Origin of the sequence: Methylobacterium sp. WL1, from assembly GCF_008000895.1 — a bacterium.
Classification (GTDB): Bacteria; Pseudomonadota; Alphaproteobacteria; order Rhizobiales; family Beijerinckiaceae; genus Methylobacterium.
The window spans coordinates 1,925,101-1,949,860 of sequence record NZ_CP042823.1 but is presented as its reverse complement, the minus strand read 5'-3'; the positions used below and the strand labels follow the sequence as shown (position 1 = coordinate 1,949,860).

22 protein-coding genes and 2 pseudogenes are annotated in these 24,760 nt (G+C 66.5%); 9 read left to right on the top strand and 15 right to left on the bottom strand.

From position 1 onward, the window contains the following. Nucleotides 1–21: 21 nt before the first annotated feature. Complete coding sequence (locus FVA80_RS09650; protein ID WP_147908701.1) at nucleotides 22–489, bottom strand: hypothetical protein; 468 nt, start codon at nucleotides 487–489, stop codon at nucleotides 22–24. A gap of 332 nt (nucleotides 490–821) precedes the next feature. Between FVA80_RS09650 and FVA80_RS09645 the strand changes: the two genes are divergently transcribed. Further along, a complete protein-coding gene (locus FVA80_RS09645) occupies nucleotides 822–1,025 on the top strand; it encodes a hypothetical protein (RefSeq protein WP_147908702.1) in 204 nt (67 codons plus the stop codon). Nucleotides 1,026–1,300: 275 nt separating this feature from the next. Beyond that, nucleotides 1,301–1,477 carry a hypothetical protein gene (locus FVA80_RS30440; protein WP_187193638.1) on the top strand — a complete coding sequence of 59 codons (177 nt, stop codon included), beginning with the start codon at nucleotides 1,301–1,303 and terminating at the stop codon, nucleotides 1,475–1,477. A 24-nt stretch (nucleotides 1,478–1,501) separates the two neighbouring features. Here FVA80_RS30440 and FVA80_RS09635 read toward each other — a convergent pair whose 3' ends face one another. Further along, entirely contained in the window at nucleotides 1,502–1,921 is a 420-nt protein-coding gene (locus tag FVA80_RS09635) for a BA14K family protein (RefSeq protein ID WP_147908704.1), read from the bottom strand. Between the two features lie 341 nt (nucleotides 1,922–2,262). Between FVA80_RS09635 and FVA80_RS09630 the strand changes: the two genes are divergently transcribed. Then, on the top strand, nucleotides 2,263–3,006 hold the full coding sequence (locus FVA80_RS09630) for a glutaredoxin (RefSeq protein WP_147908705.1): 744 nt from the start codon (nucleotides 2,263–2,265) through the stop codon (nucleotides 3,004–3,006). A gap of 12 nt (nucleotides 3,007–3,018) precedes the next feature. Here FVA80_RS09630 and FVA80_RS09625 read toward each other — a convergent pair whose 3' ends face one another. The 4 genes and pseudogenes from FVA80_RS09625 to FVA80_RS32160 all read right to left on the bottom strand — a co-directional run. Further along, nucleotides 3,019–3,699, bottom strand: coding sequence for a LysM domain-containing protein (locus tag FVA80_RS09625; RefSeq protein ID WP_187193637.1), 681 nt, complete (start codon nucleotides 3,697–3,699; stop codon nucleotides 3,019–3,021). Nucleotides 3,700–3,916: 217 nt separating this feature from the next. After that, nucleotides 3,917–5,077, bottom strand: coding sequence for an AI-2E family transporter (locus FVA80_RS09620; protein WP_147908707.1), 1,161 nt, complete (start codon nucleotides 5,075–5,077; stop codon nucleotides 3,917–3,919). Between the two features lie 191 nt (nucleotides 5,078–5,268). Next, the gene (locus tag FVA80_RS09615; protein ID WP_147908708.1) at nucleotides 5,269–5,526 is read right to left on the bottom strand and encodes a hypothetical protein; all 258 of its coding nucleotides are present in this window, start codon (nucleotides 5,524–5,526) and stop codon (nucleotides 5,269–5,271) included. Between the two features lie 91 nt (nucleotides 5,527–5,617). Further along, a pseudogene (locus FVA80_RS32160) lies at nucleotides 5,618–5,707 on the bottom strand (ion transporter); the annotation flags it as partial. A gap of 175 nt (nucleotides 5,708–5,882) precedes the next feature. Here FVA80_RS32160 and FVA80_RS09605 point away from each other — a divergent pair. Further along, nucleotides 5,883–7,796 carry a potassium transporter Kup gene (locus tag FVA80_RS09605; RefSeq protein WP_147908709.1) on the top strand — a complete coding sequence of 638 codons (1,914 nt, stop codon included), beginning with the start codon at nucleotides 5,883–5,885 and terminating at the stop codon, nucleotides 7,794–7,796. A 189-nt stretch (nucleotides 7,797–7,985) separates the two neighbouring features. Here FVA80_RS09605 and FVA80_RS09600 read toward each other — a convergent pair whose 3' ends face one another. The 7 genes from FVA80_RS09600 to FVA80_RS09565 all read right to left on the bottom strand — a co-directional run bounded on the left by FVA80_RS09600 (nucleotide 7,986) and on the right by FVA80_RS09565 (nucleotide 16,371). After that, nucleotides 7,986–8,249 carry a hypothetical protein gene (locus tag FVA80_RS09600; protein WP_147908710.1) on the bottom strand — a complete coding sequence of 88 codons (264 nt, stop codon included), beginning with the start codon at nucleotides 8,247–8,249 and terminating at the stop codon, nucleotides 7,986–7,988. Between the two features lie 735 nt (nucleotides 8,250–8,984). Beyond that, the gene (locus FVA80_RS09590) at nucleotides 8,985–12,242 is read right to left on the bottom strand and encodes a CusA/CzcA family heavy metal efflux RND transporter (RefSeq protein ID WP_246692336.1); all 3,258 of its coding nucleotides are present in this window, start codon (nucleotides 12,240–12,242) and stop codon (nucleotides 8,985–8,987) included. A gap of 13 nt (nucleotides 12,243–12,255) precedes the next feature. Continuing rightward, nucleotides 12,256–13,662, bottom strand: a complete 1,407-nt coding sequence (locus tag FVA80_RS09585; RefSeq protein WP_147908711.1) for an efflux RND transporter periplasmic adaptor subunit — start codon at nucleotides 13,660–13,662, stop codon at nucleotides 12,256–12,258. A 136-nt stretch (nucleotides 13,663–13,798) separates the two neighbouring features. After that, a complete protein-coding gene (locus tag FVA80_RS09580) occupies nucleotides 13,799–14,161 on the bottom strand; it encodes a hypothetical protein (RefSeq protein WP_246692335.1) in 363 nt (120 codons plus the stop codon). A gap of 65 nt (nucleotides 14,162–14,226) precedes the next feature. Then, nucleotides 14,227–14,466, bottom strand: coding sequence for a hypothetical protein (locus tag FVA80_RS09575; RefSeq protein ID WP_147908712.1), 240 nt, complete (start codon nucleotides 14,464–14,466; stop codon nucleotides 14,227–14,229). Nucleotides 14,467–14,591: 125 nt separating this feature from the next. After that, nucleotides 14,592–15,575 (bottom strand): cation diffusion facilitator family transporter, encoded by a 984-nt coding sequence (locus FVA80_RS09570; protein ID WP_147908713.1) that lies wholly within the window; start codon nucleotides 15,573–15,575, stop codon nucleotides 14,592–14,594. Between the two features lie 46 nt (nucleotides 15,576–15,621). Beyond that, complete coding sequence (locus FVA80_RS09565) at nucleotides 15,622–16,371, bottom strand: cation transporter (protein ID WP_147908714.1); 750 nt, start codon at nucleotides 16,369–16,371, stop codon at nucleotides 15,622–15,624. 69 nt (nucleotides 16,372–16,440) lie between these two features. Here FVA80_RS09565 and FVA80_RS09560 point away from each other — a divergent pair, with 69 nt between their 5' ends. Beyond that, nucleotides 16,441–16,860: a helix-turn-helix domain-containing protein gene (locus FVA80_RS09560; protein ID WP_147908715.1), complete on the top strand. Its 420-nt coding sequence runs from the start codon at nucleotides 16,441–16,443 to the stop codon at nucleotides 16,858–16,860. A 194-nt stretch (nucleotides 16,861–17,054) separates the two neighbouring features. Then, a complete protein-coding gene (locus FVA80_RS09555) occupies nucleotides 17,055–17,264 on the top strand; it encodes a hypothetical protein (RefSeq protein WP_147908716.1) in 210 nt (69 codons plus the stop codon). Nucleotides 17,265–17,467: 203 nt separating this feature from the next. Here FVA80_RS09555 and FVA80_RS09550 read toward each other — a convergent pair whose 3' ends face one another. Then, entirely contained in the window at nucleotides 17,468–18,277 is an 810-nt protein-coding gene (locus FVA80_RS09550) for an IS5 family transposase (RefSeq protein ID WP_147911041.1), read from the bottom strand. A 310-nt stretch (nucleotides 18,278–18,587) separates the two neighbouring features. Here FVA80_RS09550 and FVA80_RS09545 point away from each other — a divergent pair, with 310 nt between their 5' ends. Then, a complete protein-coding gene (locus tag FVA80_RS09545; protein WP_147911031.1) occupies nucleotides 18,588–19,616 on the top strand; it encodes an IS110 family transposase in 1,029 nt (342 codons plus the stop codon). A 604-nt stretch (nucleotides 19,617–20,220) separates the two neighbouring features. Here FVA80_RS09545 and FVA80_RS09540 read toward each other — a convergent pair. Next, complete coding sequence (locus FVA80_RS09540) at nucleotides 20,221–21,873, bottom strand: hypothetical protein (RefSeq protein ID WP_147910866.1); 1,653 nt, start codon at nucleotides 21,871–21,873, stop codon at nucleotides 20,221–20,223. 441 nt (nucleotides 21,874–22,314) lie between these two features. On the opposite strand from FVA80_RS09540, the gene FVA80_RS09535 reads away from it, so the two are divergent. Then, nucleotides 22,315–23,967, top strand: a complete 1,653-nt coding sequence (locus FVA80_RS09535) for a porin (RefSeq protein ID WP_147910867.1) — start codon at nucleotides 22,315–22,317, stop codon at nucleotides 23,965–23,967. A gap of 133 nt (nucleotides 23,968–24,100) precedes the next feature. Continuing rightward, nucleotides 24,101–24,678, top strand: a pseudogene (locus FVA80_RS09530) (IS110 family transposase); the annotation flags it as partial. Nucleotides 24,679–24,760: the final 82 nt, after the last annotated feature.

Here is a 24,760-nt window from a genome sequence, read left to right as displayed (position 1 = left end):
CCCTCCACGCGCGTGCAGGGCTTAGTAGCCGCAGCCGAGGTACGGGCGGCCGTAGCCGTAGCGGACCGGGGCGTAGCCGTATCCATAGCCGTAGCCGTAGCCGTAGGGTCGGCCGTATCCGGCGCCGTAATAAGCCGGCCGGATCGCCGCGGCGGCGAGCCCGAGGCCAACGCCGCTCGCGAGGCCGAAACCGCGATAGCCGCGACGGTAACCGTAGCGTCCGTAATGGCGCCCGTACCCGTAGCGGGCATGCCGGAAGCCGAACCCGCGATAGCCGCCGAACTCGTGTCGGTGCGAGCGGAAGCCGATGCCGCGGAAGCCATGATGGCCCCGGAAGCCACCGAAGCCGCGGTGATGTCCATGGAAGCCGCCGAAGCCGCCGTGGTATCCGTGGAAACCATGCCCCCTGCCGAAGGGCCTTGCCTCGCTCGACGGGGCGAACAGGACGAGGCTCGATACCGCCGCGAGGGCGACTGCGATGCGTTTCATGGAGCGACTCCGGATAGGCCATGCCTGGCCGCGCGGTGGTAGGAAAGGCTCGACCGGCGTTCCGGCGCCGACGAACGCGCCTGGACGGATCCGGCGCAGCCTTTCCGGCTCACCTCGTCATCTGGGTCGCTGTAGGTGCCCCGATCAGTCAGAGAAGACCGCAACCCCGTCAGGGTAAACCTGACAGCCCACTGAGCCCTTTCCACGCTAGGCTTGCATTCGATGTGGACGCATACGGGGTCCTGGCCATCGCCTTGTCCGTCCGGGTCCTGCCTCGGCGACGGTCCGGACTTCTTCTCGGTCCAGCGGTGGGGATTGCCATGAGGCAAGCGATGCGTCGAACGGCACGGCTGGTCCGCGCGCTCCGGAGACGGTCCGGCATCGTCTCGCCACCGGGTGATCTCGTCACCGGACCGGCTCCGGCGACCGACAGCTCCGTCGAGGATTTGGCCCGGTACGGCGGAGGGCTCGTGGCGACCGATCTCGCACCCGACCAGGTCCGCACCCGGTATCACGCCCATGACATGCCGACGTGAGCCGGGTCCGGATACCCAAGTCCAGTGGGTTCAGGCGCCCTCGGCCTGCCGCAAGTGGCGCCGCTGGCCCAGCGAACTCCCAGGACCGGCCAACGATAACGCCACCCACGCGCCGCCTGGTGCCATTCACGCGGCCGGCTTGGCCATCCTCGGATGCATCGTCCTGCTCTGCCTTCTCGTCGCCCTCTTGTCCTGACCGGGAACGACAAGCATTCCGCGCCGCACAAGGCCCGGTATCGAGACACAACAAGTCAGCCGAGCAGCCGAGGCACACCTTGCAGCGCGTCCCGAACCGTCGACGACCTTGGAAGCAACTCGCGTTCGCCGACGGCTCCGGCGGAATACCGCGCGGCTCGGACATCCTGTTGGGCGTGCTCGGGATCGTGCTGCTCGCCGGCTACTGCCTGGTCATGGCCGCGAACGTGGGCGGCCTGACGCTGGCTTCGGGCTGACATCACGAGGGGGCGACGCCGCGCTTACGGGCAGGCGTGGCGGTCGCCGTCGTTGCCGAGATAGGTGCCGCTCGACGCATCGTAGGACCGGAACCGGCGGGCGCACGCTGCCACGGCCTCCGAGCCGACTGCGCCCTGCGCTTGGGAGTTGGCGATGGCGCCCCCGATGATGGCGCCAGCGGCGAGGCCTGCCACGCCTGCGCCGACGGCCGCGCCGACGCCCGGTCCGCGGCGGTAGCCATAAGCACGGCCGTAGCCCCGACGGTAGCCGTAGCCGCGTCGGAAGCCGTGGTGCCGGTGCCCGAAGCGCCGGAACTGGACGTAGCTGGTCGGCAGAGCCCCGGCCGAGAGCGCCTCGACGGGGGCGGTGGCGGGTCCGGCGAAGGCCGGCTGTCCGAGCAGGGACGCCGCGACCGCGGCGGCGAGGGCAAACGAGAGCTTCATCGGGATCGGGTTCCTGAAGGGGGCGCCGCGTTCAAACCGGTGCCGGGGCGTCCGGGAATACGGGCGGTCGGACCGGCGGGGGCGAGGCCGATGTCCGCAGCGGTCGGAGGTTCAGAAACACCCGCCCGTCCCGGACGTTCCGTATCCGGTCCCGCGGTGGCTTGGCACGACGTCTATACGGCCGAGTCCCCGACGATCCGGTCCTTGACCTTCCAACCGTGGGAAGCCCCATCTCGGGCTCATGAGTTTCCGCGCGACGCAGGTCGGGAAGCCGAACGCCGCGGTCGCGTTGTCAGGGTTAGGGTGACCCACCTCCTAGCGCATTCCGAAAGGATCCCTCGATGCTCGACACCACCCGCAGGGCCACCGTGCATCGCATGGTGATGGAAAAGCATGTCTGCCCCTACGGCCTGAAGACCAAGGACCTGCTCGAACGCGAGGGTTTCCAGGTCGACGACCATTGGCTGACGACGCGTGAGGAGACAAACAGCTTCAAGGCCGAGCACGGCGTGAAGACAACGCCGCAAACCTTCATCGCGGGTGAGCGCATCGGCGGCTACGACGACCTGCGTCGCCACCTCGGCAAGCCGGTCGCCGACCCGAATGCGACGAGCTACACGCCCGTGGCGGCGGTGTTCGCGATGACGGCCTTGATGGCGCTGGCGGCGAGCTACGCGGCCTTCGGGACGCTGCTGACGGTGCGTGCGGGCGAGTGGTTCATCGCCTTCAGCATGTGCGTGCTCGCCATCCTCAAGCTGCAGGACGTCGAAAGCTTCTCGTCGATGTTCCTGGGCTACGACCTGCTCGCCCGGCGCTGGGTGCGCTACGCCTACGCCTACCCGTTCTGCGAGGCGCTCGCCGGCATCCTGATGGCAGCGGGCGCTCTCTCCTGGCTGTCGATCCCGGTCGCCCTGTTCATCGGCACGGTCGGCGCTGTCTCGGTGTTCAAGGCGGTCTACGTCGACCGGCGCGAGATCAAGTGCGCCTGTGTCGGCGGCTCGGCCAGCGTGCCGCTCGGCTTCGTCTCGCTCACCGAGAACCTGATGATGGTCGGCATGGCCGTCTGGATGCTGGTCCGGCCCTGACGGCCCTCGCGGTCAGGGCGCGATTTGGAACGGCTTGCTGGTCAGCTTCACCGCGTCTCCGTCTCGCAGGACGAACACGAGGCGGGTGTCGCCCTGGCGCTCGGGAACCTTCACCTCGACGTCCAGCGTGCCTTTGCCCGACGTACGGGCGGATTGCAGGACCTGGAAGGCCGTGTTGGGCGTCCCGACCCCGACCAGGAGCGGCTCGTCCCTCGGCAGGCCCGTGGCCGTCAGGGTCACGGTCGAGCCTGGCGAGCCATGGTCCGGCGAGAGGGTGAGGCTTGGGGCGCCCGCACCATCGGCCAGGCCGATCCGCCGACCGAGCCGCTCCAACCGTCCCTTGAGGTCGGGATTGCGGTCGAGCAGGTCCTGGGCGGAGGCGCCGACCTGACCGGCGATGCGGCCCACGGCATCGTTGGCCTCGCGCCCCAGGTGGTTGAGGCGATCCGCGAGACCCTGGCCGGTCGCCGTCCGCAGGCGCAGGGTGGCGCCAACCTGCAGGTCGCCCGACCCGTAGATGGACGGATTGGCGGCCAGGAGTGCGCCTTCCGACACTTCGCAGCGGCTCGCGATCCGGCTCAGGGTATCGTCGGGCAGGATCTTTACGGGACCGTCCCCGCAGGCTGCCTCCTGCGCTTCACCATGACCGGCGGTCAGCATGCCCGTCCCGAGGATGACAGACAGGGCGGTCAAGCGAGAGGTCCGACGTCGCATACTGAACTCCCCGCCGACTCAGATGCCGTCCGAAACGTGTCGAACGACGGGCCGTTCCGTCACTCCCGAGGACGGCCGAGCGCAGGATGCACCGGGAATCCCGACGGACGTTCGAGCGATGATGGGAGCGCCCTTGCCGCCGATCCCACGTCGGCATGCGTCCGGGCCCGGACGTCGCCGATGGACCGTCCATCGATCAGGACCCGATCATGTGGCCCAGGGGTTTCAGGGGTTCTACGTGGTCGGACACGATCTTCATCATCGCCAGCAGCGGCACCGCGAGCAAGGCCCCCGGGATGCCCCAGAGCGTGTGCCAGAAGAAGACCGAGAGGATCACGAGGAAGGGGTTGAGCGTGAAGCGCTTGGCCAGGAGCAGAGGCGTGATCATCTCGCCTTCGGCGATATGGATCAGCAGGTAGAGACCGGCGGGCAGGAGCGCGAACCAAGGCCAGTCCAGGCTGAGCACGCCCACCACGAAGAAGATCACGATCCCGGCCAGGGGCCCGAGGATCGGGATGAAGTTGAGCAGGAAGGCCGTCGCGCCCCAGAGCAGCGGCGTGTCCAGTCCGCAGGCCCACATGGCGAACCCCGTTGCCACGCCGACGCCGCCGTTCATGATGGTGATGGTGACAAGGTAACCCGTGATGTTGGTCTCGATTTCCTGGACGATCTCCACGGCTTGACGCTTGCCGGAGAAGGTCGGCAGCACCTCGACGAACCCGCGCAACAGGCGGTCGCCAGAGGCGAGGAGGAAGAAGAGCAGGATCATCGTCGTGAAGAAGCGGGTCAGGAGGGTGGCGGTGCCGCTCATCAGGTTGCCCGCCAGCGTGGAGGCGGGCCTTGCGGTAACGACGTCGCCCGCGCCCTCCTGCTCATTGGCCGCGGCGATGCTCTCCAGGGCCTGCAGGCCTTGCTGGAGGACATCCAGGGGCCGGCGTAGCGCTTCGACCTTCTCCTTCAAGAGCGGCAGGCTCTCGGGAGCGCGCCGTATCCAACCTGACGCGGGTATCGAAGCCGTGAAGCCGACGCCGCCGATGGCCCCGAACACCACCAGGATCAGCAGTGCCGCGGCGAGCGCCTTCGGCAGCCGGAAGCGCTTGTGCAGGACCCGCATCGCCGGCGCGAGCAGAAGCTTCAGGACGAGCGCAAGGACGATGGGCAGGATCAGTTCCTGACCGACGTAGAGGGTGTAGACGATCCCGAGGAGGCTCAAGACCAGGATGCCCGCGGAGCGGACGCCGCGCGGGATGGCCTCGCCCGTGGCGATGGCCCGACGGGCCTCTTGGTCCCCGCGCTCGTCGATCCGGTCATCGGCAAGCAACGGCCGGACCGCGCCCTGTTCCCGCGTGAACGCCAAATCCTTCTCCTGAAAATCCTGCGCGGCGGTAACAGGGGGCGTGATGGAACGATCCGAGCCCGCGCCAGGCGATGTCCCGGAACTCCGCGTGCGACCTTTCGGGGGGCGACGGTTCGGGTCGGGTTGGCCCCGATGGCGCTCGTTGGATTCCCCGCGCCCTAGGATTTTGACGGCTCGGGGAACGCTTGGGATCAGCCTTGCCCGCCGTCCCGGTAGGCGGCCCCACGCACGGCGTTGGATGCCTCACCGGACATCCGGCCAAGCACGGCCGGGTTCGGGTCGTGCGAGCTACCGACATCGGCCGATCCGGCGGTCCCGATCATCGCCTCAGCCCCCGTCGAGACGGCCCACTGCTCCGGTTCGGGCAAGTCGCCGGCTCGATGGGCCCCGACGGCCAGCATTCCGGCGCAGAGGGCGGTCGCGATCAGGAGCGTCGAAAGGAACTTCATGCCCGTCAACCGGCGGCCGAGCTACGCCGTTCCAGACGACCTCGGTACGTGCCCTCGCCGGGATGTTCAGGAGTGTGCCGCAGGCCTTGCGGAGGACCTGGGCGAGGCGCGGGAAGAGGGTCACCCCGCAGGTCATCACCACCGGTGAGGTGATGCGCCCCGTACCGTGGAGCGTGACGTCGTCGTGGGTAAGGTCACCGATGCCCGACGTTCCGCGTGCTCGAACGTTTCCCCGCCCCGTCGCCGGTCCGCCGAGACCGGGATATTCGTCTTCGGCTTAGGCGAACGTTCCCGGCCCCTCGACCGTTGAGGCTTGCCTTGCGAGCCTCCCACGTTCGCGGACGTGGAGCCCGTGGATGCCCGCAATCGCCAGGACCGAGTTCGCGACGTCCGAGACCCCGCTGCCCTCCGATGAGGGGCATGGCCCGAAGACGGGCTTCTGGGCGCTGACCCTCGGTTCGGTCGGTGTGGTCTACGGCGACATCGGCACCAGCCCGCTCTACGCGTTGAAGGAGTCCCTCCACGCCGCCGCCGGAGGGGGGCACGCGCCGACCCGCGAGATGGTCTTCGGCGTCGTCTCGCTGATCCTGTGGGCGCTCATCCTCATCGTCACGCTGAAATACGTGCTCTTGGTGATGCGGGCCGACAACGACGGCGAGGGCGGCACGCCCTCCCTGGTCGCGCTGGCCCAGCGTGCCTTGGGCCATTCCGGCGGGTTCGTCATCGTGCTCGGCATGGTCGGCGTCTCGCTGTTCTTCGGCGACGCCATCATCACCCCGGCCATGTCGGTGCTCTCCGCGGTCGAAGGGCTGAAGCTGGTGACCCCGGCCACCGATCCGTACGTCCTGCCCATCAGCCTCGCCATCCTCATCGGCCTGTTCGCGGTCCAGAGTCACGGGACGGCGCGGGTGGCGACCTTCTTCGGCCCCCTCACGGCGTTCTGGTTCACCGTCATGGGGCTTGGCGGCCTCGGCCACCTTGTCGACGACCCGAGCATCCTGGGGGCGCTCAACCCCGCCCACGGCGTATCATTCATCCTGAGCCACGGCACGGCCGGCCTGCTGGCGCTCGGGGCCGTGTTCCTCGCAGTGACCGGCGCGGAGGCGCTCTACGCCGACATGGGACACTTCGGTCGCACGCCGATCCGCGCGGCCTGGTTCGGGCTGGTGCTGCCGGCGCTCGCCCTGAACTATCTCGGCCAGGGCGCCATGCTGCTCGCCCACCCCGAGCGGGCCGAGAACCCGTTCTTCCTGCTCTATCCGTCCTGGGCCCTGCTGCCGATGGTGCTACTCGCCACCGTGGCGACGGTCATCGCCAGCCAGGCGGTGATCACCGGCACCTTCTCGATCACCCAGCAGGCGATGCAACTCGGCCTGCTGCCGCGCATGCGCGTCCTGCGCACCTCCGAGACCGAGAGGGGGCAGATTTACATCCCGCGGGTGAACTGGTGGTTGCTCGTCGCGGTCGTGTTCGTGGTGGTGCTGTTCAAGTCGTCGAGCGGCTTGGCGGCCGCCTACGGCATCGCGGTCACCGGCGACATGGTCATCACCGCCTGCCTGCTGTTCGTCGTCGCCTGGAAGGTCTGGCGCTGGTCGCCTGCGGTCGCGGCCGCGGTCATCGCGCCGTTCCTGCTGATCGAGATGGTGTTCCTCTCGGCCAACGCGCTCAAGATCCTCCATGGCGGCTGGGTACCGCTGACCATCGGTGCCGCCCTCGTGACGGCGATGTGGACCTGGCGGCGTGGCTCGGCCCTGATCGCCGAGGAGATCCACCGTCGGCGCGTACCGCTCACCGAGTTCACGCGGATGGCCGAGACGGGCTCGATCCAGCGGGTGCCGGGAACGGCCATGTTCCTCACGGGCACGCCCGGCGATACCCCGGGGGCCTTGATGCACAACGTCAGGCACAACCGGGTGCTGCACGCGAACAACTTCATCCTGCACGTCGTCACGGAGGACCTGCCGCGGGTGGCCGACGCCGAGCGCGTCGCCGTGAAGAAACTGTCCGATGCCTTCTCCTGCGTGACGGTGCGCTTCGGGTTCACCGAACTGCCCGACCTTCCGCGCGCCCTGTCAGCCGCGGGTCTGGACAAGGGCGACCTGTCTTACTTCCTGACGCGGCGGGTGCTGGTGGCCTCACCGGAGACCGGCATGCCGGTGTGGCAGGACAGGCTCTACATCTCCATGGCCCGTGCGGCCACGGACGCGTCCCGCTACTTCCGCATCCCGGTCGACCGGGCGGTCGAGATCGGCGCCCGGATCGACATCTGATCCCGGGAACGTCCGACGGCCATGGTCCGGCCCCCTCCTGGATTGCGACGCTCGCTCGGGGTGGGCCGTTTCGGCGCTGAGCACCACCACGGTCGAGATGTTACGGAGGGGACGAAAGGACAGCACTCGGCTTAAGCTCGACGGCGGCGCGTGCGGATATGTGAAGTGGCCCGAAGGGCCCCTGGACGATCACATGCGGTGGTGGCGATGGCCATGACCGTGGCGCATCATGTGACCACGGTGATGGTGATGGTGACGCATCATGTGGCCGCGGTGGTGGTGATGGCGCATGTGATGCCCACGGTGGCCATGCATGCCGTCCATGCGGACGTCGACGATGTTGGTCGTGGCATCGACGGCGCCAATCATGCCGGGAGCGGCCGAGGCGGGTGCAGCGATGCCGATGGCGCTGAGCGCGGCCAGTGCGGCGACGGCGAAAAGGGACTTCCTCATGGGGCTTCCTCGTGGGTTATCGGTGGCCTGGATCGGGTCTGGGACCGGTCCGGTGGCATCGGGGAACGGCCATGCTTCCAAGACCGTTCCGCGAAGTGCGTACTTTCAAGCCGAGCATGGATAAGGGAACGTTCTTCCGTGGATCTTCGCGGTCCGCATTAGGGTCCCGCTACCGCGGGCCGTCGCCGTCCCCTTCGATGAGGCGCCTGGCATGGATGTTCGCCGGATGGCCCGTCGCCGAAGCATGAGCCCGGGAACAGGCCTCGTAGCGGTCGCCGCGAGATAGCATCACCAGCCTCCGGCCTTCCGGCCCGGGCCTGCCGGAAGCGAGGAGCGTCCGGGCCTTCGGCCAGGCCACGGCCTCCGAATGCGCCTCCAACCGAGACGGGCCCGTGCCGGAGGATGCCCTCCCGGAGGATGGCGTCATAGTGCGCAGAGAACTCGGCATCGGGGAGGGGCCGGCTCAGCCAGATGACCTGCTGAAGCCCCTCGTCCCTGCAGACCTCCAGGATCACCCGGTCGGTGTCGGCGCCCGACGCAAGGGGCTTGTCGTGCAGGTAGGTCAACGCCGTGACGTTGGCCTCCCGGTCGATCATCGAGGGCCTGGGAACGTCCGTCACGGGGCCCCAGGCGAGGCCGAAGGGCGCCTCTTGCGCAATCGCGGAAGACGCCGACACGATTGCGAGAAGCGCCGCGTAGACCCTGCCGACCATGGCGCACTCCTCAAACCCCGGGCTACTCGGCGGCCTGCGGAAGGGCCGGACGCTCGTCGCCTCCTCCGTCCGCGACCCTGGCCTTCGCCGGTGCGATGGCCGCCGCGAACCTGGCGTAGAGCGCCGGCAGGACGACGAGGGTCAGCAGGGTCGCCGAGATGAGCCCGCCGATCACCACCGTCGCCAGGGGGCGCTGAACCTCGGCCCCGGTCTCGGTCGCCAGCGCCATCGGCACGAAACCGAGGGACGCCACCAGCGCCGTCATCGCCACCGGACGGAGCCGGGTCATGGCGCCCTCCAGGATCGCCTCGCGCCTAGGCCGCCCTTCGGCGATGAGCTGCTTGATGTAGGTCAGCATCACGAGGCCGTTGAGCACCGCCACCCCGGACAGGGCGATGAAGCCGACCGCCGCCGGCACCGAGAACGGCATCCCGCGCAGCCACAGGGCGGCAATGCCTCCCGTCAGCGCGAACGGGACGGCGCTGAACACCAGCAGTGCGTCCCGGGCCGAGTTCAGCGCCGAGAACAGTAGCAGGAAGATCAGGAAGAAGCACACCGGGACGACGACCATCAGGCGCTGCCGGGCGGAGGCGAGGTTCTCGAACTGGCCGCCCCAGGTCACGTAGTAGCCGGCAGGAAGCTGAACTCCCGATGCGACCTTAACCTGCGCCTCGGCGACGAGCGATCCGATGTCCCGGCCACGCACGTTGGCAGTGACCACGACCCGGCGCCGCCCGTTCTCGCGCGAGATCTGGTTCGGTCCTTCCGTGACCGAGAAGCTCGCGACCTGCTTCAGGAGGACCGAGGCGGCACGCCCGTTGACGCCCGGGGGCAGCGGCACCGGGATGTTCTCCAGCGCCTCGCGGTCCTCGCGCACCTTGTCGTTCAGGCGCACGACAATGGGGAAGCGCCGGTCGCCCTCGAACACCATGCCGGCCTCGCGCCCGCCGATGGCCGCGCCGATGACGTCCTGGATCGCGGACGTGCTCAGGCCGAGGCGAGCGGCCTCGGTCTTGTTGATCTTGATCTCCAGGAACGGCAGGCCCGCCGTCTGCTCGACCTTGACGTCGTCGGCGCCCTCGACGCCGCGCAGGATCGCGGCGACCTGGTTGGCCGCCTTGAGCATCGGCTCGAACTCCTCGCCAAAGATCTTGACGGCGAGGTCGCCGCGGGTGCCGGCCAGGAGCTCGTTGAAGCGAAGCTGGATCGGCTGGGAGAACTCGTAGACGTTGCCGGCGAGCGCCCCGAGGGCCTTCTCGATCTGCTCCTGCAGGTCGGCCTTGGACAGGTCCGGGTCGGGCCATTCACCTTGCGGCTTCAGGATGACGAAGGTGTCGGACGAGCTCGGCGGCATCGGATCGGAGGCGACCTCCGCGGTGCCGGTTTTGGAGAAGACGTAGGCGACCTGGGGGAATCTGCTGATCGCCTGCTCGACCTTCAGCTGCATCGCCTGCGACTGGGTCAGGGAGGTCGAGGGGATGCGCTGGGCGTTCAGCGCGATGCTCTTCTCGTCGAGCTGCGGGATGAACTCCTGGCCAAGCTTGGTGAACAGGAACCCGGCCCCGACAAGCAGGACCAGGGCGACCGCGACGAAGGTCATCGGGACCCGCAGGGCGGCGCCGAGGACAGGTCGGTAGGCGGCCTTGATCCCGCGGATGAGGACGTTGTCCTTCTCCGTGACCTTGCCGGTGATGACGATGGCGATCATCGCCGGCACGAAGGTGAGCGACAGGACGAAGGCCGAGACGAGGGCGATGATGACGGTGAGCGCCATCGGCTCGAACATCTTGCCCTCGACGCCGGTGAAGGTGAGGAGCGGCACGTAGACGAGGATGATGATGGCCTGCCCGTAGAGGGACGGCTTGATCATCTCCTCGGCTGAGGCCCTTACGGTGACCAGGCGTTCCTCCAGGTCGAGCTTGCGCCCGAGCTCCCCCTGTCTCTCGGCGAGGTGGCGCAGGGCGTTCTCGGTGATGATGACCGCCCCGTCGACGATGAGGCCGAAGTCGAGCGCCCCGAGGCTCATCAGGTTGGCGCTGATGCGACCCTGGACCATGCCCGTCATGGTCATCAGCATCGCCACCGGGATCACCAGCGCCGTGACGATGGCCGCGCGGATGTTGCCCAGCAGCAGGAACAGGATGACGATGACGAGGGCGGCGCCCTCCGCCAGGTTCTTGGCGACCGTCCGGATGGTGGCCTCGACCAGCAGGGTCCGGTTGAGCACGGTCTGGACCTCGACGCCGGGCGGGAGGGTGCGCCGGATCTCGGTCATGCGCGCGTCGACGGCGGCCGAGACGGTCCGGCTGTTCTCGCCGATCAGCATCAGGGCGGTGCCGATGACGACCTCGCGCCCGTCCTCGCTGCCCGACCCGGTGCGCAGGTCGCGCCCGATCCGGACCTCCGCGATGTCCGAGATGCGGACCGGCACGCCGCCGCGCGTGGTCACGACCACGGACCCGATGTCCTCCATGGTCTCCAGGCGGCCGGCGGCACGGACGACGTAGCCCTCGCCGTTGTCCTCCAGGTAGCGGGCGCCCTGGTTCGCGTTGTTGGCCTCCAGCGCCCGGCCGATGTCGGCGAACGACAGGTCGAGGGCGGTCAGCTTCATCGGGTCCGGCTGGACATGGTACTGCTTGTCGAAGCCGCCGATGCTGTCGACCCCGGCGACCCCCGGCACGGTCTTCACCTGAGGGCGGATGATCCAGTCCTGGACCGTGCGCAGGTAGGCCGTGCGTTCGAGCTCGGTCATGAGGCGCTGGCCTTCCGGGGTCAGGTAGCTTCCGTCGTCCTGCCAGCCGGGCTTACCGTCGGGCGAGACCTTGCGCTCCCCGGCCTTCGCGTAGTGGATCGACCACATGTAGATCTCGCCGAGGCCCGTGGAGATCGGGCCCATGTGCGGTTCGGCCCCCGGCGGCAGGGTCGATTTCGCCTCGCCGATGCGTTCGGCGACCTGCTGGCGGGCGAAGTAGATGTCCAGCTTCTCCGAGAACACGGCCGTTACCTGGGAGAAGCCGTTGCGCGAGAGCGACCGCGTGTATTCCAAGCCCTTGATACCGGCGAGCGCGGTCTCGACGGGGTAGGTCACCTGCTTCTCGATATCGACCGGCGAGAGCGACGGCGCCGTGGTGTTAATCTGCACTTGGTTGTTGGTGATGTCCGGCACCGCGTCGATGGGGAGCTTGGTCAGCGAGAACACGCCGAAGCCGGCCGCGAGCAGCGACAGCAGGACCACGAGCCAGCGCTGGTGGACGGAGAAGTCGAGGATCTTCGAGATCATGGCCGGTCCCCGCTCAATGGTCGTGGTCGGCTTCGGCCTTGCCGAGCTCGGCCTTCAGGACGAAGGAGTTGGCGACAGCGACTTCGTCGCCGGGCTTCAGGCCGGTGAGGATCTCGAAGGCGTCGTCGTCGGCCTTGCCGATGGTCACGTCCCGGCGTTCGAAGCCCTCCCGGGTGCGGACGAACACGACCTTTACGCCGCCGATGGTCTGGATGGCGGATTTCGGCAGTCGGACAGCGACCTTGTCCTGCGCGATCTCGACCTCGGTGGTGACGAAGGTCCCGGGTCGCCAGGTCATCTCCTTGTTCGGCAGGGCGACGATGACCCGCGCCGAGCGGGTTTCCGGGTTGAGGATCGGGCTGACGAAGACGACCTTGCCCTCGCCGCGGGAGGCTTCGTCGTTTCCGAGAATGGTCACCTTGGCGCCCTCGCGAACCTTCGACAGCTCGGTGGTCGGGATGGCGAGCTCGATCCACACGGAGGACAGGTCGGCGACGGTGTAGACGTCGGCCGGATCACCCTCCTTGCCGACGGCGGTTCCGACATCGACCTTACGCTCGACCACACGCCCGCCGAGCGGGGACTTGAGCTCGTAGCGGCGCAAGCTCGATAGGTTCGGGGTGGTCTCGTCCTTCTTGGCGGACGTCGCGACCTCGGCCGCGTTGAGCCCCAGGGCCGATAGCTTCTGGCGGGCGAGGTCGACGCGCAGGGTCGCTTCGGAGTAGGCGGCCTTGGCGTTCAGGAATGCGGACTCGGCCGAGATCCGCTTGTCCCAGAGAGCCTGCTGGCGGTCGAAGTTCGTCTTCTCCAGGTCCGCCTTGACCGTCGCAGTGAGGAAGTCGCTCTTGGCCTCGGCAACCTCGCGGCTGTCGAGGACGGCTACCACCTCGCCCTTGGCCACTTCCTCACCGAGGCGCTTGCGCATCTCGGCCACGGTGCCGACGACCCGCACAGGAACGCGGGCGATCCGGTCGGCGTCCTGGGCGATGGTGCCGGGCACCAGCAGATGGCGCGAGAGGATGCCGCCCTCGACCCTTGCCAGCTTGATGTCCTGCTCCGCGGCCTGCTCGGCCGTCATCTTGATCTTGCCCTCGCCCTCCTCGTCGTGGCCATGCGCCTCGCCCTCGGCGTGCTTGTGGCCTCCGGCTTCCGGCTTGGCCTCGCCGTCCGAGTGCCTGTGTTCGCCGGCGGGCTTGGGCTCTCCCTCGGCATGCTCGTGGCCGTGCTCGCCATGGCCGTGGCCGTCATCGGCCTTCGGGGCCGCAGGGGTGCTCATCGCCGCGTTGGTCGGCGGGGTCTTGGATGCGGTCGCCAGGCCGGCGGCGGCCAGCGCCCCCTGCACGGTCTCGGACACGCGGGGGAAGGCACCGCCTATGGCGATGCCGATGGCCAGGAAGGCCACGGATAGGAATGCACGCATGGGAGGAAGGCCGTTCGCCTGGGACCCGGACGCCGCCTCGGGCGGTCTCGCGGGTCCGATACTTGTCACGCTCGGGGAAGGCCGGCATCCGCGAGGACGGCCGGCCGGGCACGCGCCACGTCGTGGCGGGGCCGTCTCAGGCCCGAGGTGGCCTAGGCAGCCTGTCCGCCGCGATGGAGGCGATGGCCACGTCCACCGTCACGTAGGACGGGCGGCCGGTCGAGGCGGTCGGAACCCAGGCGGAACCCTCAAGCCCGATGGCTTGGTGGCAGCCGCAATTGGCATGGCAGGCGGGGCAGGCGTCAGCGTGGTCCGGCCCGGAAGCGTCCGACGAGGCCGACATCGAGAGTTCGTGGCTGGCTGACCGGTGGGCCTCGGCGGAATGGATCGCGCCGGGGACGACGAGCGCCATGACCAGGACGAGCGAAAGCACGCGGACGGCGGTCGCCCACCAGCCGCGCATCATTCCGTAGGCCCTGATCCGGGGTCCCGTGCTCATGATCGCCTTATGACCGATTCAGCGCCACCCGTACATGCCGGGCGGCCCACGACGAGGTCCGAGCCTCAATAGTCGTCGTGATGGTGATGGTGATGGTGGTCGCGGCGTTCGTAGTAGACCGGCCGCTCCTCGTAGTGGCGGCGATGGTGATGCACGACGATGTCGTCGTGGTCGCCGTGATGGTAGCGGTCGACATGGAAGTCGCGCCCACGCCCGTCGAAGTCACCTCCGTAATACTGGGCGGACGCCGCGACCGGCGCGAGGATCAGGGTCGCGGCAAGAAGGGCTGATACGCGGGCACGCATGGCACTCTCCCGAAGGAACGATGCCGTCAGAGGGTCCCCGGCGACTTGAATGGAGCCTGAAGCCGCCATTCACCCATCCGGGCCCACGGACGGACCCCGTGAGGGTGCTCCCCGCACCGGTCCGCTCAGACGACGCTTGCGGGAGCGAGGGCGCAGGCCGCGGCATCCTTCTCGACCTGAAGGGTGGTGTGGCCGATCCCGAACCGCTCCCGCATCCCACGGGCGGCGTTCATCAGGAACGCATCGCCGGGATGTCCCCCGCCCATCACCAGGTGCGCGGTCAGGGCCGTCTCCGTGGTGCTCATCGGCCAGATATGGAGGTCGTGCACCGCCGTGACGCCCGACAGCCCTTCGAGGTGGGCGCGGACCGCCATCGGATCGATGCCGGGGGGAACCGCGGCCAGCGACATCGTCAGGCTGTCGCGCAGGAGGCCCCAGGTGCTCCAGACGATGACGGCGACGATGCCGAGGCTCACCACGGGGTCGAGCCAAGCCCAGCCGGTGTACAGGATCACCAAGCCGGCGACGACTACGCCCGCCGACACCGCCGTGTCGGCCGCCATGTGCAGGAAGGCGCCGCGGATGTTGATGTCGCCCTTGGCCCCGGAGGCGAACAGCCAGGCGGTGATGCCGTTTACCAGGATGCCGACCCCGGCTACGATCATCACGGTCTTGCCGGCCACCGGGGCCGGTTCGCCGAAGCGCTGGATGGCCTCCCAACCGATGGCTCCCACGGCGACGAGAAGGAACACCGCGTTGAAGAGCGACGCCAGGATCGAGGAGCCCTTCATCCCGTAGGTGAAGCGGGAGGTCGGGGCCCGCTTGGCCAGCACGGTCGCCACCCAAGCCACCACGAGGCCGAGCACGTCCGAGAGGTTGTGGCCCGCGTCGGCCAGGAGCGCCACGGAGTTCCCCAGGACGCCGTAAACGGACTCGACGAGCACGAACCCGACGTTCAGGGCGATCCCGATGGCGAACGCCTTGCCGAAGCTTGCGGGGGCATGGGAATGGCCCGAACCGTGGGAATGCCCTGCATGGTCATGGTCCGCACGGGTCGCGTGGTCGTGTGATCCGTGATGGTGTCCGTCATCTGCGTCGTGCGCTGTCATGGTCGTCCTGTTCCGCTCTTCGACGGTCGATGGTTGGGCCTGGAACTCACTCGGCCGGTGAGGGATGCATCGTGATCGCGCCTTCGCGATGCTCGGCCCAGGCCTGCCGCAGGATCTGGACGGAGGAGGTCAGGAAGATCCCTGCCATTACGGCCGCGACGGCGAGATCGGGCCAGGCGGAGGAGGAACCCCAGACCCCGAGAGCGGCGACCATGACCACGACGTTGCCGATGGCGTCATTGCGCGAGCACAACCACACCGAGCGGACGTTGGCGTCGCCGTCCTTGTAGCGTCGGAGCAGCAGGACCGATCCGACGTTTGCGGCCAGCGCCATCACGCCGATCACGCCCATCACCTCGGCCCAGGGCACGCCGAGCACCATCGTCTGATAGACGGTGCTGCCGAATACCCAGAGCGCCATCAGGAACAGCGATGCGCCCTTGAACAGGGCCGCCTTCGAGCGGACCGCAAGCGATGCGCCGATCACCGCGAGGCTCAGGCCGTAGGTCACGGTATCGGCGAGGAAATCGAGGGCGTCGGCCTTGAGCGCCTGCGAACCGGCGAGTTGGCCCGCTGCCATCTCGGTCACGAACATCGCGCCGTTGATGCCGATCACGGTCCAGAGGACCGCCTTGTAGCGTGGGTCGACGCCGTCGAAGACCGGCACGCCGCCCGAGCAGCACGAGCCGCCGGCGGTGGCATGGTTGTGCGCCTTACCTGAGGCGCCGGGCAGCACGAGTTCCGGAGGCGAGCAGCAGGCGTCGGCCTTGGTCGCCCCGCAGCAATGGTCGCTCATCACGTTTCCTTCCCAACGGTCTCAAGCAACGCTACAACCTCTAGCGGCTAGAGGTGCAAGCGGATAATCATGGACATTGCAATCGGGGAGCTATCCCGGCGGACGGGGGTCAAGATCCCTACGATCCGCTACTACGAGCAGGTCGGACTGATGCCGGAGCCGCCACGGTCGGCTGGTTCGCAGCGCCGCTACGGCGAGGCAGACGTCGGCCGGCTGAACTTCATTCGTCACTCCCGGGAGCTCGGCTTCGAGGTGGAGGCGATCCGTGAGCTGCTGACGATGAACGCGCACCCCGACCGCTCATGCACCGACGTCGACCTGATCGCGCGCCGGCATCTCGCCGAGGTGGACAGGCGGATTGAGCGGCTCATGGCGTTGCGAGGCGAACTCGACCGGATGATCTCGGAATGCGGACAGGGACGCGTCGGCGAATGCCGCGTGATCGAGACGCTGTCCAATCACGCGAAGTGCGCACACGGGAGCCATTGAAGCTTACGCAGCTTGCTTCGGCCCCATCCCTACGCGGCTTCGAACAACGAGCCTGGGGAGCCGCTGAGATTCCTTTGCCGTTAGGTGAGACAGATGCGCATCGAGCGGTGCCCCAACCCGGCCAAATGGAACGCAGGTCCGAGGTCGGGGCTTGCCTTCGTTCCGCGACCGCACGTCGAGACGCAAGGAACGCCATGTCGAGCGATACCCAGAAGCACCACGCACTGATCAACAGCCTCAAGGCGGCCATGGGCAAGTCCGACGGGTCGTTCGAGCAGGCGGTCACCGACGCCTTCGAACACGTCTTTGACCATTTGGACCGCCTGAACTCGCATGTCTCGCTCGGTGGACCGGAAGGCGAGGAGCGTCATCTGAAGCCAGGCGAAACCGCGACGCTTAGGTAGGGCCCAAGTCGCCGACCAAACCTCGAAAGCCTAGAGTGCCCGGCCAACAAAAAGACGATCTAAACGTAGACGAGGCCGCCTCACCTAAGAAGCGGCCTCGTCATACCTAAGGTTGAATTAAACGGAACTTTGGTCCCGAAGACGGATCATTGAGCCGGAGATCAAGCAGCATGCGGCCTGAGAGCCTGTTTGAGCGTCTTATCTTAAGCCGGATTGTTGAGGGCATTAGCGGCCATGAGGCTGGCGGCGCAGACGAGGCGCCCTGTCGCGACATCAAGGCGACCGGCGCGCTCACGGTGCAGGCCGCCCCAATGGCTGAGCCAGCCGAAGGTTCGCTCCACGACCCAGCGCCGCTCCAGGACGACGAAGCCCTTCTGATCCGGGTCTTTCTCGACGACGCGATGGCGCATGCCGTGGATGTTGCACCATTCCCGGCAGCGTTCGGCCGCGAAGGCGCCGTCGAGGATGGCCAAGCGTAGACTGGGCCACTGCTCCTTGCCATCATCAAGGGCGGGTAAGGTATCGCGATCCTGCACGTTGGCCGGCACGACGGCGAGCGCCAGAACATGGCCTTCGGCATCGACCAAGGCCACGCGTTTGCGCCCGACGACCTTCTTGGCGCCATCGTAGCCGCGCGGTCCGCGCACCCCGATGCATTTGACGCTCTGCGTGTCGATGATCGCCAGCCGTGGCTCCGACCGGCGTCCGCAACGCCGCCGCTGACGGCGGGTCAGAGACCGCAGCAGGCTCTCGAACAGGCCCTTGTCGATCCAGCGCCGGAACCAGCCGTAGACCGTGCGCCACGGCGGAAAGCCCGCAGGCAGCGACCGCCATCCTCCGCCCGTCCGCAAGTGCCAAGCTATCCCTGCCAGCGCGTGGCGCGCCGGTGTAGCCTCCGGACAGCCCGGCGGATCCGCGCGCTCCAGGAAACGGGCCACCTCGTCCAAGCCCGCTTGCAGCACCATGTTCTTCAGACGCGCCTCGTGACGCGTCCGATGTCGGTCCGTCCACATCTGCTCTCCACCCCGCCCCGCCAGGCGGAATTTGTGTTGCTACACGAGACAGATGGGGACGGCCGGCAGAGGCGCTCAAACAGGCTCTGAGTGCATGCTGCATCGTCAATTCCAATCAGCAACTTGATGTCGAGCTTGAGCGCCAACGGTCGCTGAATTTTTGTATCCCATCAATCTTCGAGAAAGCGTCCCCTAGCCTTTCTCCTGAAAGCAGATGGGATGGATGGCTCCCGCTCCAACTGACGGCATCTCGGTGCCAAGATGTGGTTGCTGTCGAAGCAGCAGCCACGCAGATGCAGAAGCCGTTCTCATGGAGATTACCACCGTCGGCATCGATCTGGCCAAGAGCATCTTTCAGGTTCACGCCGTCGATGCAGCTGGGCACGTCGTCGTGCGCAAGACTCTGAGGCGGGCACAGGTCGTGCCGTTCTTCTCCAAGCTGCCGCGATGCCTGGTTGGCATGGAGGCGTGCGGCACGGCGCACCACTGGGCCCGGGGACTCATGAAGCTCGGCCATGACGTGCGGCTGATGCCGCCGGCTTACGTGAAGCCGTATGTGAAGCGCGGTAAGACCGATGCGAACGACGCCGCGGCCATCTGTGAGGCGGTGACGCGCCCGAGCATGCGCTTCGTGCCGGTGAAGTCGACCGAGCAGCAGGCGGCGCTGGCGCTGCATCGGACGCGCGATCTGCTGGTCAAGCAACGCACGCAGCTGGTGAACATGATCCGCGGCCTGCTCGCCGAGTTTGGGATCGAGATGGCGCGGGGCCTGCGGCACGCGCTCGAACTGGCAGCCCGGCTCTCGGCCGGAGACGCGGCCGAGGTGGCGCCGTTAGCCCAGCGCGTGGTGACCGGGCTGGCCGATCAGATCGGCGCCTTGCAGATCCAGCTCACCCGCCTGGAGAAGGAGTTGCTCGCTTGGCATCGGGAAAACGACCTGTCGCAGCGCCTGGCGACGATCCCCGGTGTCGGTATCGTCTCGGCAACGGCGCTGGCCGCCTCGGTGAGCGAGCCCGAGCGCTTCCGCTCCGGTCGGCAGTTCGCCGCCTCGTTGGGACTGACACCGCTGCAGAACTGTAGCGGCGGCAAGGAGCGCCTGGGTCGGATCTCGCGCATGGGCGACCGCTACCTGCGCCGGCTGCTCGTAGTCGGCATGACCTCTCTGATCCGGCGCGCGAAGACCACACCGAACTCGGTCGACCCGCGGCTGCCGGCCCTTCTCCAGCGCAAGCCGGTGCGCGTCGTGACCGTTGCGGCCGCCAATCGCACGGCGCGGGTCGCTTGGGCTATCATGACCCGCGGCGGCACCTACCGCGCACCGGCGGCCAGGGCTGCCTGACAGCACGGAGAAGACGACTTTCCAGGTTGCGAGGACGATGAGAGTTGATGGCGAACCGGTCAGACCGGGAGCCGGGACACCCCGCTGTCTGTCCAGGGCATCATAGCCCGCAAAGCAGAGTGGGACCCAGCTCGCGGATACCATCAGGGCCAGCGGTCAACATGAACGACTGCATCAACAGGCCGGACACAAGACTGCACCCGACCAAAGCGTCAGAAGCTCAATTCGCCACTTGCAATGCGGGAGCCATCCACACAGGGCTGGCTTCTACCAACCCAACCCAGCCGTATGACCTGCCGTCAGCGTTTCTCCAAAGCAGCCGTTAGCCAGCCCTTCGGCAACTTCGGATCGGGGTGGTGAGCCGACCCTGACCTTTCGCCCTAAAGTCGACGTTATGCCTGCGACCCAACCCAGTCGTAGGTCTTCGACTACCAAGCCGCCGAGCAGCGCCTGAGACTAAGCGTTCAAGCGAATGATGGCGAAATCACAGCGCCGGAACCACCATTGCCTTGACGGCTCTGCCATCATCGGGCACAGATCGACAACGCGTGTTTTGCCGCTTCGTAGCAAAAACTTTTATATTCCATGATCGTCGGCGTTCCATTCAGCTCTGATTAGCTCGTGGCTTTCGTCCTACTTGCGCCAGCAACGACTTACACGTTGCAACGTCTTGATCGAAGCGCGTGCCGCACGCTTCGCACGACTGTGGCATAGCGTCAGCACGGCTTTTGCGAGCCGTGGACCCGCATTCGGGGCACCCAGCTGGGGATGGAGCGGCTTCCTTGGAAAACTGGATGCCGCGCTTGGCTGCCTGCAACTTAAGGCATCGGACAAGTTCAGAAGGCGCCGCTACCACACGGTAGTAGTTTGCGCGCCTTGGAAAGAAGCTTGCCTCCTCGCTTCGAGCGCTGCGGCGTCCGATTTCACCGAACTTAATGTCGTTGATAATGATGTTCGATGCGCCCTCCAAAATCTCAATGGCGGCGTTTTGGTATTGATGGTTTCGGCGCGCAACCACCTTTCGCTGGTGATTGCCGAGCCAAGTGACGAGCTTCATATATTCCTTCCGCCACGTGGCAATTTCCGCTCCAATAGCGTCTCGGGATTGTTCTGTGAAAAATGGCCCCCTGCAAAATTCTCTTAGTGCAGTGAATCGACCCTCTTGGCGGCTCTGAAGCGCGATAAGCAAATTTTGGTAGGGCTCCTCGAACAGGGTTGCATCGGTCGTTTGCAGTAATTCTAGACCGACACGCCCACTCGTTTGAACGCGATCGCGCAGCTCATCGGCAAAGGCGAACGCGTCAAGCAAATCGCGCTGGAGGACGACGAATCGCGGTTGACCATCCACCGACGACACCGTGGCGACTCGAAGGCCATCGGGTATGCGGCGCCAGCCGAAATCGACAGCGATGGGTTTGGCGCCTGCTGGAGGAGTAGGGGGGGATCCCATTACTCGTGTACAGAGGAAGCTCACTGCCCATTTCCACCGTTCACCAACGCGACGCCGCGTGATGATAACCTCTTTCACCCGGCAATCGTCTGGAATTGGCCTATGCATTACCATGGGCCACGTGACGCTGCGGCGCTCGCCGGCTTGAACAAAAACCGTTGCCGTTAGCCGAGTCCGCTGTAGCCGCCGTCGCTCGCCACGGCTTTCCGCTGACCACGCCCTCCCCGACGGTGAGCGGATCATGACCTGACTCAGGCTGCCATCGAACAGATGCTCGACGTCAGCGCCGCCTTGTAGTGTGTTGGTAATACGGCTGTTCCCGCCCGGTGCGCGGCGGCGCATGGCATGACCGCCACGTAATGCTGCACTGCGAGCTTTCTCGAAGGCCCGAACGAGCGGGTTGTAGTTCCCCCACCAAACGCCACTGTTCTGTCTGGCGACTTTTACCGCCTCTCGCCGGGCCAGCTCCAGATCACGAAGCTCGGAGGCCATCCGTTTCGTGACTTCCTTCTGCGTCACCGCAAGCTGCTTCTTGGCTTCTGAGACAGCAGTAAAAGACGCTCGGTTTTGCTGTAGCTTTTCATAATTCGACTTTGCGGTATTTAGCGCCTCGTCCTTCAATATAAGGTCGTAATATTTTTGAGCGCATTCCTCGTGAATACCAACCAAGATATTCCATAGTTTATTCGATCTCTCAATTTCATGATCGCAATCCGAGTCCCAATCTAATGGATCTAGCAAACCATAACGCCTAATAACAATTTGTTTTTGATCTAAAATTGTTTGATTTTCGTACTCCTCTATCATGGGTGCATGTCCGCGCATTTCATTTTCTGCCTGCCGGGAGCCCTTGCTTGGTTCTGACCACGATGCAACTCGCGCACTCGGCGAACAGAAGGAAAGCCTGCGCGTCAGCGACGCCTATCATCATCCGGCCGACCGCGCTGCTCGCAGCTGCAGCATATTTGTTCGCTTCGGCAGCATAAGTGCACGTTGAACAAGCTGTTGCCGGCTAATGCCTTCTTGGAATGTTGCGAGCCAGCAACATCACACAGGAACCACGGCCAGCGAGGCGAATCGTCGTTGCCCGCAGAAACGTGATGCCACATGGTGAACCTGCACGGGGGCATCGCCAAGCGAGAGCCCGCAGGAGCCTGCCGTCAGATGCAGGCCGAACGCACTATGCGGCGTGATCCGGACCAACCGGGCGAAGCTGCACCAATGGGTCTCGAAGCTTTGGAGATGTCTATGAAGCTCTTGAAGAGCTCACTGCTGGGTTCCGCAGCCGCTTTCGCGGCCATCGGAGCCGCACACGCCGCCGACCTTCCGGTCAAGAAGGCGGTCCCGATCGAGTACGTTCGCGTCTGCTCGGCCTACGGCGCCGGATTTTTCTATATCCCCGGCACCGACACCTGCCTTCGTCTCTCCGGCCGCGCCCGGTTCGAGGGCGGCTACATGACCAGCTACTCGCGCCAGTTCGGTAACGGCGGCGACACGTCGGGCTACCAGGGCCGCCTGCGCATCAACCTCGATGCCCGCACCCAGACCGCCTACGGCACCCTGCGCGCCTTCGTGCGTCTCGATGCCGGCGCCCGCACCGGCTATTCCGGCGTCGGCACCTCCGGCACCCAGCAGCGTATTGGCCAGGCTTTCCCCGGCCTCGGCATCGACAGCTTCGGCCGCGATCAGCAGTTCTCGAACGTCGACAAGGCGTTCATTCAGTTCGCAGGCCTGACCGCCGGTCGCGCCTCGTCGTTCTTCGACTTCTACGCTCACGATTTCGAGCTCGCCGGCGCCACCGCGGGTTCGGACCTCGCGTCCACCAACCTGCTCGCCTACACCGCCACCCTCGGCAACGGCTTGTCAGCCACGATCTCGGCCGAAGACCCGGTCTTCCGCCGCAGCCCAATCTACTCGCCGTCCAACAACCCCGGCGGCGTCACCGTCAACGCGTCGATCGCGAACTTCGCGCAGACCAATTCGCCGGCTCCGGTGTTCATCGGCTACAACGGCGCGACCCCGAGCCGCTTCAGCCAGGTCGATGTCATCCAGCGTTCGCGGATGCCAGACGTCGTCGGTGCCCTGCGCCTCGACCAGGCCTGGGGTTCAGCTCAGATCTCGGCCTCGGTGCACGAGCTGAACGTCGGTAACGTGCAGAACGGTGCCGGTACCGGCACTGGCTCGAACATCAGCATCCCGCACGCCAGCAACTCGTATGGCTATGCGGTTCAGGGTGGCCTGAAGATCAACGCGCCGTTCATCGCGCCCGGCGACGCCCTCTACCTGCAGGGTGCCTACGGCAGCGGTTCTCAGCTCTACACCGGCTACTCCTCGTTCAGCGGCTCCTACTCGCAGAACGCCGCGACCATCCAGGGCCAGAAGTTCAACCAGTTCTTCAACGACGCGACAGTCAACCCGTTCTCGGGTCAGCTGGAGCAGTCCACGAGCTTCACGGTCGTAGCCTCATATCTGCACTACTGGTCGCCCGAGTGGCGCTCGGCCTTCTTCGGATCGTACGGCCAGATGAGCTTTGGAAATGGTGCCCGTCTGGCTCAGGGTGCGGCCTTCTCGCTGATCAATCCGAACGGCACGAACTCGTTCGGCGCGAACGCCGTCGGTACGCCCGGCACGGCCTTCTACAACCTCAGCGAAGCTCTGCGCGACACCTATCAGTTCGTGGCGGGTGGCAGCCTCATCTGGTCGCCGGTGAAGGACCTCGATATCGGTGTCGAGGGGTACTACACCCAAGTCGGCGTCAGGAACGGTCGCGTGATCGACAAGGACAAGAGCCCGACCGCCTACGCAAACGTCGCGGGCATCAACGCGGGTACCTTCGTGCCGCGGACCACGACGTCGGACGGCGTGTCCTCCTTCCGCTTCCGCGTCCAGCGCGACTTCTAAGCCGCTCTAAGCAACGAGCACCGGGGCCTCGAACCCCGGTGCCGATCAGCCTCTCGTGCTTCACGTACCTAGCAAGCCCGGCCTCAGAGCCGGGCTTTTTCGTGTCGGAATCATATGGATTAGCCCAATCGGCGAAGGCCGCCGCAAGTTCGAGACGGCGGTCGGCATTCTCGTGACGGATCCCCAGGCGCAGATTGGCGCGCGTATCCAAGCTCTCGTCGCCGAGATCCGTGAGGAGTGGGCGAGCCTCGACGGCCGTTCGAAGCGCTCGACCGAGAGTTCGTGGCGCATGCCCGCGCCGACGAGGCGGCACGTCGCCTGGTGTCGATCCCAGGCGTCGGGCCGATGACGGCCACGGCCTTGCGCGCGGTCGTCGATGACGGAAGCGCCTTCGCGTCCGCGCGCGACCTGCCAGCCTGGCTTAGCCTCGTGCCCCGACAGCATACGACCGGCGGCAAGCCGAAGCTGCTCGGCATCAGCAAGAAGGGTAACGCCTATCTGCGTGGGCTCTTCATCCATGGAGCGCGCGCAGCGCTGGCCTCACTGTCCAAGGTTGAGGATGCGACCGGCCGATGGTTGCGCGGTCTGCTGGCGCGGTCGCACTACAACGTCGTGGTCGTCGCGCTCGCCGCCAAGCTCGCGCGGATCGCTTGGGCGACGCTGCGCAAAGGAGTGAGCTTCGAGCGGCAGCCGGAGCCGGCCCTCGCATAGGGCATCAAAAGAGGTTGACCTGAGGCGGAGCGCGATCGCTCGGCCCGGGTCCACGAGGTCTGCGGGAGGACAGTGAAGATGG